General features: G+C 47.4%; 6 protein-coding genes and 1 pseudogene. 5 read left to right on the top strand and 2 right to left on the bottom strand.

Translation table 11 applies throughout. The annotated features are described in order from the left end of the window. Positions 1–295: 295 nt before the first annotated feature. Positions 296–700 (top strand): annotated as a pseudogene (locus GX016_10090) (hypothetical protein). Positions 701–781: 81 nt separating this feature from the next. Here GX016_10090 and GX016_10095 read toward each other — a convergent pair. Continuing rightward, on the bottom strand, positions 782–1,186 hold the full coding sequence (locus GX016_10095) for a HicB family protein (protein HHT71893.1): 405 nt from the start codon (positions 1,184–1,186) through the stop codon (positions 782–784). A 38-nt stretch (positions 1,187–1,224) separates the two neighbouring features. After that, positions 1,225–1,410, bottom strand: a complete 186-nt coding sequence (locus GX016_10100; GenBank protein ID HHT71894.1) for a type II toxin-antitoxin system HicA family toxin — start codon at positions 1,408–1,410, stop codon at positions 1,225–1,227. A gap of 97 nt (positions 1,411–1,507) precedes the next feature. On the opposite strand from GX016_10100, the gene GX016_10105 reads away from it, so the two are divergent. The 4 genes from GX016_10105 to GX016_10120 form a co-directional block, all read left to right on the top strand. After that, positions 1,508–1,834 (top strand): HNH endonuclease, encoded by a 327-nt coding sequence (locus GX016_10105; GenBank protein ID HHT71895.1) that lies wholly within the window; start codon positions 1,508–1,510, stop codon positions 1,832–1,834. After that, complete coding sequence (locus tag GX016_10110) at positions 1,768–1,947, top strand: hypothetical protein (GenBank protein HHT71896.1); 180 nt, start codon at positions 1,768–1,770, stop codon at positions 1,945–1,947. Before GX016_10105 ends, GX016_10110 begins: the two co-directional genes overlap by 67 nt. Positions 1,948–2,034: 87 nt before the next feature. Further along, positions 2,035–3,147 carry a terminase large subunit gene (locus GX016_10115; protein ID HHT71897.1) on the top strand — a complete coding sequence of 371 codons (1,113 nt, stop codon included), beginning with the start codon at positions 2,035–2,037 and terminating at the stop codon, positions 3,145–3,147. A gap of 195 nt (positions 3,148–3,342) precedes the next feature. Next, a partial coding sequence (locus tag GX016_10120; GenBank protein ID HHT71898.1) for a transposase occupies positions 3,343–3,474 on the top strand: 132 nt, incomplete at its 3' end.

The raw sequence follows: 3,474 nt of genomic DNA on the forward strand, positions 1-3,474 counted from the left end.
CCATGAAATAGTCTAATCATGGGCTAATATTTTTTGAAAGAGGCTATTCGGACATTAGTCTTTCGAATCTCTGTGCTGTTTCTTCAGCCTTCTTGGGCAGCACGCGGCTGCTCTGACGCCGGTTTCTAAGGATTCTCTGGCTCTTCAAGCATTCCCTGGTGGACAGTCTCGGCTTCTGGCCGGGTTCCGTGAACCTCTTTTCACTTCTTTTTGTAGGAGCCTGTTATGGGGTCACGACCCAAGTTAATGACTATCCGATAGTGGCCGTCTTTTACCTTGTAAATGCGGCTGGTGTAAGCGAGCAGTATTTAGACATATAGAGCATGAGCTGTACAATTATGACACAACCCTGAAAGAGATGCGGGACCTGCGGATACGCATAATCGAAGCTCCACCACTTAGAGAGGCGGTTTCGGGGACCGGATATGTGAGCGATCCAACCGCCAGGAAGGCAACCCAATTAGTGACTAACACGGATCTGGCCCGTATGGCCCGGACGGTGGCGGCAATAGACAAGTCTCTGGCGCGCCTAAGCGAGGACCACCGGGCACTATTCGAGCTTAAGTATCGGCAGACAATGCCGTGGAGGCGAGTATGCCGGGAACTGCTGACAAGCGAAAGGACATGCTTCCGGATCAGGCGTGAGCTAGTGGAAATAGTGGCACTGGAAATGGATTTGGCAGAAAGTTGGCAGAAATGAGAGTGCTATCCGTGGTATAGTGATATCAGGAGCCGTCCGCGAGGGCGGCTTCTTCCGCATCGCATAAAAAAAGGCAGCCGGTTAGGGCTGCGGGAGAAGTCGTTCCTTCAGGCGTTCTTGTAGCTCTTGGGAAAAGTTAATGCCTGCGTGCTCGGCCATGGTGTTTAGCCAGTTGGGGATCGTTAGTGTTTTTTTGATGGCCTTATTACCGTATTGTTTTGAGTAGTCATCAAGGTCTATACTGATGAGACTGACAAAACCATTTTCGTATTCATCCGCAATCACGGTTTTTATCTCTGATGCTTGTGGGATAGGTTCGTTATTCTCCACTGAGTCTAATAACCATCCGGAAGCAGCATCAACAGCCATATCTACAGCGTCCGACAGTGTATCCCCCTCGGTAACGCATCCAGGCAGGTCTGGGACAATTACGGTGAACCCACCTTCTTCACAGGGATAAAAACAAGCTGGATAGACTAACTTCACTTAAAGGACCTCCTTTGTTCTTTGGTTATTACAGGGGTTTATTTTAACCCCGCTTGTTTGAGAATGGAGTTTACTGTTCTGGTTTTCAAATCCTTACCAGCATAATAAGGTATTGTTACCTTTCCGGGTTTAGTTGGGTGTATGTAGAAGTAGTGAGAGCCTTTAGTGTATGAGTAATACCAACCGTCTTTTTTAATAATGGCTTCAATCTCCCGGAACTTCATTGTTTCTTCAACTCCTTCAATAATCACATTATAACACGTATGGCACGTATCGCCAAGCGTAATGTAAGGGCATTTTAGCTTTTGTGGGAGTGATCCGATAAAACCTTGGGCAGAGAAGTTTTATAAATCTAAAGCATGGCGGCAATGTCGTCATGCTTATTCTAGTTCACAGCACGGGTTATGCGAACGATGTGGCAGTGCAGGATGGATAGTACATCACAAGATCTACTTGACGCCTGGAAATATAAACAGCCCGGAGATAACGCTTAACTGGATCAACTTGGAGTTGCTATGTTTAGACTGCCATAACAGAGAGCATGGCGGAGCCACATTATTGATCAGGAAGGGATCTTGGAGATGTTCGAGCAAGGTGCTCGGAAGTTTCTTCGGGAGCATCCAGCTACCAAGGTCTACAACACCATGATCCAACGCTATGCTACTGTCTGCAAGCAAATATTCGACATGGTTCCCGATCCGGATACAGGCAAACAGGCAGAAGACGAATTCATGGCCTTCGTGAAGAAGGCGAAGCGGTAATGACTAACTACATTCTAGAATATTGGGGCAGGGTCCAGTCTGGCGAAGTAGTTGCCTGCAAGCAGCTAAAACAGCAGTGCAAAAAAAATAGTTGACGAGGTAGAAAACCCGCGCGACCCGTGGGTTTTTGATCTGGGGCGAGCAACCCAGCCCATTGAGTTCATCGAGACTTTTTGCCGACATTCTAAAGGTAGGTGGATTGGCAAAAAGGTAGAGCTGGAGCTGTTCCAAAAAGCTAAACTGCAATCTATTTTTGGTTTTGTCCATAAAGATACTGGTTTCCGGCGGTGCCGCGAAATGTTCACTATGGTAAGCCGCAAAAACGGAAAATCTACAGAAATGGCGGCGTTAGGACTATACATGTTAGTCGGTGACGGCGAAGGCGAATCAGAGGTTTACACCGTGGCCACCAAGCGGGATCAGGCCCGTATTGTGTTTGGTGAAGCTAGCAACATGCGAAGCCAAAGCCCGTCCTTGCGAAAGCATGTCAAGAAGCGTAAGACTGACCTGTACTTCCCCGTGACGTTTTCCAAGTTTGAGACATTGGCCAGTGAAAGCAATAGCCTGGACGGCCTAAACAGTCACGGCATTATCATAGACGAGCTGCACGCGATCAAAGATCGCAACCTCTATGATGTAATGAAACAGTCAATGTCGGCTCGTGAGCAGCCGCTGCTGAATATGATTACCACGGCCGGTTTTGTCCGAGAGTGTATCTTCGATGATATTTACGAATACGCATGCGATGTACTGGACGGGACTATTGAGGATGAGCGCTTCTTAGCGTTTATATACGAGCTGGATAGCAGGGACGAGTGGACCGATTTTCGGGCCTGGGAAAAAGCAAACCCGGGCCTGGGCACCATTAAAAACTATGATGACCTAGCAGCTAACGTCGAACGTGCTAAGCATGATCCCAACTTCCTGCCGACTGTACTAACCAAAGAATTCAATGTCCGTGAAACCGTGGCTGGTGCTTGGCTCACATTTGAGCAGGCGAACAATGAAGAGACTTTTGATATAGAGGCACTACGCGACAGCTACGGTATTGGCGGCGTTGACCTGGGGGCCACCACAGACCTAACAGCAGCCGTGGTTCCGATAATGAAACCAGGAAGCGAGAAAAAGTATGTACTGGTGCAGGGATTTATGCCGGCAGACACTATAGAGCAACGAAGCAAAGAAGATAAGATGCCCTAGGACAAATGGGCAGAACGAGGGTTAATCACTTTATGCCCAGGAAACAAAGTAGATTACCGTTATGTAACTGATTGGTTTATAAAGCTGAAGGATGAATATGGCATAGTATAATGGACCCAGGAAATGAGACACGATTTGGCAGGGAAAATGCGACACCAAGTTGAAACAATCAAGATCGAAAGGAGCGCAAATCCCATGCTAAGAAAACGGTATTCCCCACAAGAGAAATTACAGATAGTTATCGAAGCTCTCAAAGAAGAAAGTTTGATCGCCGATATCGCCTCAAAATATGGAATCCATGTTAGTGTCATTCACCGGTGGAAGAAA

Source organism: Bacillota bacterium, assembly GCA_012837285.1.
Lineage (GTDB): Bacteria > Bacillota > DTU030 > DUMP01 > DUMP01 > DUNI01.